The organism is Arthrobacter sp. JCM 19049 (assembly GCF_001310435.1).
The window spans coordinates 1-4,135 of sequence record NZ_BAXF01000184.1 but is presented as its reverse complement, the minus strand read 5'-3'; the positions used below and the strand labels follow the sequence as shown (position 1 = coordinate 4,135).

General features: G+C 65.4%; 5 protein-coding genes and 2 pseudogenes. 4 read left to right on the top strand and 3 right to left on the bottom strand.

Translation table 11 applies throughout. The annotated features are described in order from the left end of the window. A pseudogene (locus JCM19049_RS09085) lies at positions 1-602 on the bottom strand (thiamine pyrophosphate-dependent enzyme); the annotation flags it as partial. A 210-nt stretch (positions 603-812) separates the two neighbouring features. Between JCM19049_RS09085 and JCM19049_RS22535 the strand changes: the two are divergent. Both JCM19049_RS22535 and JCM19049_RS22530 read left to right on the top strand, forming a co-directional pair. After that, positions 813-1,103, top strand: coding sequence for an AsnC family transcriptional regulator (locus JCM19049_RS22535; RefSeq protein WP_306420761.1), 291 nt, complete (start codon positions 813-815; stop codon positions 1,101-1,103). Next, entirely contained in the window at positions 1,052-1,336 is a 285-nt protein-coding gene (locus tag JCM19049_RS22530; protein WP_306420762.1) for an Lrp/AsnC ligand binding domain-containing protein, read from the top strand. The genes JCM19049_RS22535 and JCM19049_RS22530 overlap by 52 nt, the downstream gene beginning before the upstream one ends. Before the next feature lie 89 nt (positions 1,337-1,425). Here the strand turns inward: JCM19049_RS22530 and JCM19049_RS09075 are convergent. Then, positions 1,426-3,137 (bottom strand): annotated as a pseudogene (locus JCM19049_RS09075) (cation acetate symporter). A gap of 12 nt (positions 3,138-3,149) precedes the next feature. After that, a complete protein-coding gene (locus JCM19049_RS09070) occupies positions 3,150-3,494 on the bottom strand; it encodes a DUF485 domain-containing protein (RefSeq protein WP_054821422.1) in 345 nt (114 codons plus the stop codon). Positions 3,495-3,749: 255 nt separating this feature from the next. Here JCM19049_RS09070 and JCM19049_RS19745 point away from each other — a divergent pair, with 255 nt between their 5' ends. Next, positions 3,750-3,872 (top strand): hypothetical protein, encoded by a 123-nt coding sequence (locus JCM19049_RS19745; RefSeq protein WP_279402826.1) that lies wholly within the window; start codon positions 3,750-3,752, stop codon positions 3,870-3,872. A 61-nt stretch (positions 3,873-3,933) separates the two neighbouring features. After that, positions 3,934-4,135 (top strand): hypothetical protein (locus tag JCM19049_RS09065; RefSeq protein WP_279402825.1); only part of this gene is annotated, 202 nt, incomplete at its 3' end.

Below are 4,135 nucleotides of genomic sequence, written 5' to 3'. Positions count from 1 at the left end.
GCGGTCGGCCAGCTGGGTGCGGGTCTGCAGGCCCACCGGTTCGGAGATGGCCCAGTGGTTGTTCTGGCAGAAGAACAGCGCCGGGGCCTGGTAGCTGGCGGAGAAGACCAGCGCCTCGTTCACATCGCCCTGGCTGGTGGCCCCGTCCCCGAAGTAGCCCAGGGCACCTGGTTGCCGCCGTCGAACTTGATGCCCATCGCGTAGCCGGCGGCGTGCAGCGCCTGCGCGCCGATCACGATCTGCTGGCAGGCGATGTTCACCTCGTTCGGGTCCCAGCCGCTGGGGGTCACCCCGCGCCAGACGCTGAGCAGGTCCTCGGCCTTCACCCCGCGCGCCCAGGCCACCCCGTGCTCGCGGTAGGAGGGAAAAATGAAGTCATCATCGTTGGTGGCGCGCACCGAACCGATCTGCGCGGCCTCCTGGCCCAGCAGCGGGGCCCACAGCCCCAGTTCTCCCTGGCGCTGCAGGGCGGTGGCCTCGACGTCCATGCGGCGCAGCACCATCATGTCGCGCAACAGTTCGCCCAGCTTCTTCTCGTCGACATCCGCCAGGTACTGATCCAGGTCGGCATCGGGTTCTCGTTCACCGTTGACCTTGAGCAGCTGGTGCGTGGGTAGCTCCCAGCCACAAGATCCATGCGTTGTGTGGACACGATCGGCATCCTTAATCTCGCGTGGTCACTTGGGAAGTGCAGGGGGCATCTTCCCGCTTACTGTGATGCTACTCACAAGATGCAGGATGCACAATGGGTCACCGGCAGTTAGCGCACAATGCACTATTTTTGGGATCCGAACGGTGCTAACCTGCACCTTATGCAAGCCCTTGATTCAACCGACCGCCGGATTCTGCTGGCCCTGTCCTCCGTTGCCCGGCGCAGCGCCTCGGCGATCGCCGCCGCCCTGGGAATGGGACGCAATACGGTGCAGAGCCGGCTCAGCCGGCTGGAGGGCGAGGTGCTGGATCCGATGGACCGGCGCATCCCGCCGGCGGCACTGGGCTTCGGGCTGCTCTCCTTCGTGGAACTGCACGTGCAGCAGCGCCACCTGGCACCATCACCGAACAGCTGCGCCAAATCCCGGAGGTCATCGAGGCCCACGGGCTGACCGGGTCGGCGGACATCCTGGTGCGGGTGGCCGCGGCAAATGCCGAGGAGCTGTTCCGGGTGCACGGCCGGCTGCTGAACATTGAAGGGGTGCAGCGCGCGGACTCGGCCCTGTCGATGGCCGAGCTGGTGCCCTACCGTACCACGAAGCTGATCGAGATGTCCCTGGGAGAACACCGCAGCGGCGCCGAAACGGCCGGGGACGGGCAGGGCCGCTGCGGGAAACCGGCCTGAGCACCATCACGGTGCGTCCCCTTCCCCGCAGCTGCCCTGGAATCTTCCCGCTGCGCTCCAGCTTGTCCCACTTCAAATATTTGCGGGCCTTAGCGCAACGCAAAAATCCTCCGGAAGGAACCGCTAACTGGTTCTTCCGGAGGATTTCTGGTGTTTTTTGGACCGCGCCCCACGGGACGCCGCCGGTGTTCGCTAGTGGTCCACGGCCTTTTCGGCCCCGACCCCGGTGAGCGAACGGACTTCCATTTCGGCGGCCTTGACCGCGTTCTCGGTGCCTTATCGGTAATCGAGCCGATCCAGCCCAGCAGGAACGCCAGCGGGATGGAGATGATGCCCGGGTTGGACAGCGGGAAGATCGCCATGTCGATGCTCGGGATCATCGAGGTCTCCGAACCGGAGAACACCGGGGAGATGATGATCAGGCCCAGGGCCGAGAACAGGCCACCGTACATGGACCACAGGGCCCCGCGGGTCTTGAAGCCCTTCCAGAACAGCGAGTACAGGATGGTCGGCAGGTTGGCGCTGGCCGCGACCGCGAAGGCCAGGGCCACCAGGAAGGCCACGTTCTGCCCCTGGGCACCGATGCCACCGGCGATGGACAGCACGCCGATCACCAACACGGTGCGGCGGGCCACCTTCATCTCCTTCTGCGGGGTGCTCTTGCCCTTGGCCAGCACCGAGGAGTAGATGTCGTGGGCGAAGGATGCCGCCGCGGTGATGGTCAGTCCGGCCACCACGGCCAGGATGGTTGCGAACGCGACCGCCGAGATCAGACCCAGCAGCAGGGTGCCGCCCAGTTCGTAGGCCAGCAGCGGGGCCGCGGAGTTCACGCCGCCCGGGGCCGCCAGGATCTTGTCCGGTCCGATCAGCGCACCGGCGCCGTAGCCCAGCACCAGGGTGAACAGGTAGAAGGCACCGATCAGCCAGATCGCCCAGACCACCGACTTGCGGGCTTCCTTCGCGGTGGGAACCGTGTAGAAGCGCATCAGCACGTGCGGCAGGCCGGCGGTGCCCAGCACCAGGCCAGGCCCAGGGAGATGAAGTCCAGCTTGCTGGTCTCGCTGACCCCGTACTTCAGGCCCGGGTTCAGGATCTCGGGGTTGTTCGCCACCTCGGCGGCGGTGCCCAGCAGCTCGGAGAAGTTGAAGCCGAACAGCGCCAGGGTCCAGATGGTCATCACGAAGGTACCGGCAATCAGCAGGCAGGCCTTGATGATCTGCACCCAGGTGGTGCCCTTCATGCCGCCGACCAGTACGTAGAGGATCATCAGCGCGCCGACGACCACGATCACCAGGGACTGGCCCAGCTTCTCATCGATGCCCAGCAGCAGGGAGACCAGCGCACCGGCGCCGGCCATCTGCGCCAGCAGGTAGAACACGCACACCGCCAGGGTGGAGACCGCCGCGGCGATGCGCACCGGGCGCTGCTTCAGGCGGAAGGAGAGCACGTCGGCCATGGTGAACTTGCCGGTGTTGCGCAGCAGTTCGGCGACCAGCAGCAAAGCCACCAGCCAGGCGACCAGGAACCCGATGGAGTACAGGAACCCGTCGTAGCCGTTGATCGCGATTGCCCCGACAATGCCCAGGAACGAGGCGGCGGAGAGGTAGTCACCGGCGATGGCGGTGCCGTTCTGGGTTCCGGTGAAGGACCGGCCGCCGGCGTAGTAGTCGGCCGCGGTCTTGTTGTTCTTGCTCGCCTTGAGCACGATCACCAGGGTTACCCCGACGAAGCCGGCGAAGATCGCAATATTCACCCACGGGTTGCCCACCGTGGTCTCGCTGGCCGCCTGGGCCAGGATCATCGATGCGGACATCTACTTAACACCCTTCTTTTCCAGGCGTTCGCGGATCTTGGTCGCCTTGGGGTCCAGCTTGCTGTTGGAGAACCGCACGTAGGCGGCGGTGATGGCGAAGGTGGAAACGAACTGCAGCAACCCGAGCACGATGCCCATGTTGATGTTGCCCAGCACCTTGATGGACATGAAGTCGTGGAAGTAGTCCGCCAGGATGACATAGGCGAAGTACCACACGAGGAAAAAGATGGCCATGGGGAACACGAAGCTGCGATGTGTCTTGCGCAGCTCGCCGAACTCTTCAGAGTTCTGTTCCGCGACGAAGTCGACCTCGGTGGCGACGTCGTGTTGCGGGTTGGAGCTCATTGCTCTCCTCCTTGGATTCTGCACGCGGTGTGATCACTGCCACACGCACGATGTGACTGACTTCACTATGCGTGATCCCCCGCGCGCGGTAGTAGCCGGGGCCCCATGCATGGCCAGCGGTCAAGATCATGCGCCCAACGGCACACCCGGGCGCGACGAACGGTCGGCCGGGCGGCGCAGTGATTAGGATTGAGGCATGTCAACAGCCTTGGAGATCACCCTGATCGTCACCGTGGCGTCCATCGGGATCGCATCGTGGGGTTCCTCGGCTTCCGGATTTCGCGCTCCACCCGGGAGATGGGCACCGACGCCGAGCAGGCGACCTTCCAGGCGCTGCACCACATGTCAGTCGCCGTCCCGCACCTGGCCGAGGGCTGAACGAGGTCAGTGCCGCCAAGCGGCCCGGGCGCTGCGCAAGCTGCTGGGCTGCCAGGGCCTGGTGATCTCCGATACCGCCACCGAGCTGGGCGTTGAAACCAGCCAGGCCCTGCCCGAGCCGGTGCTCGCCGAATTGCGCGGCACCGTCAAGGACGCGATCGCCACCTCCAAGACCCAGGTGAACAAGCTGCCGGGCACCACCCTGGTCAGTGCCCCGCTGCTGCGTTCGGGCACCCCAGTCGGTGCGGTCAGCGCCGTGCACG

Excerpts from the sequence above, each read along its gene's own strand:
- JCM19049_RS09070 (WP_054821422.1), bottom strand. The coding sequence starts at position 3,494 with ATGAGCTCCAACCCGCAACACGACGTCGCCACCGAGGTCGACTTCGTC.
- JCM19049_RS22535 (WP_306420761.1), top strand. The coding sequence starts at position 813 with ATGCAAGCCCTTGATTCAACCGACCGCCGGATTCTGCTGGCCCTGTCC.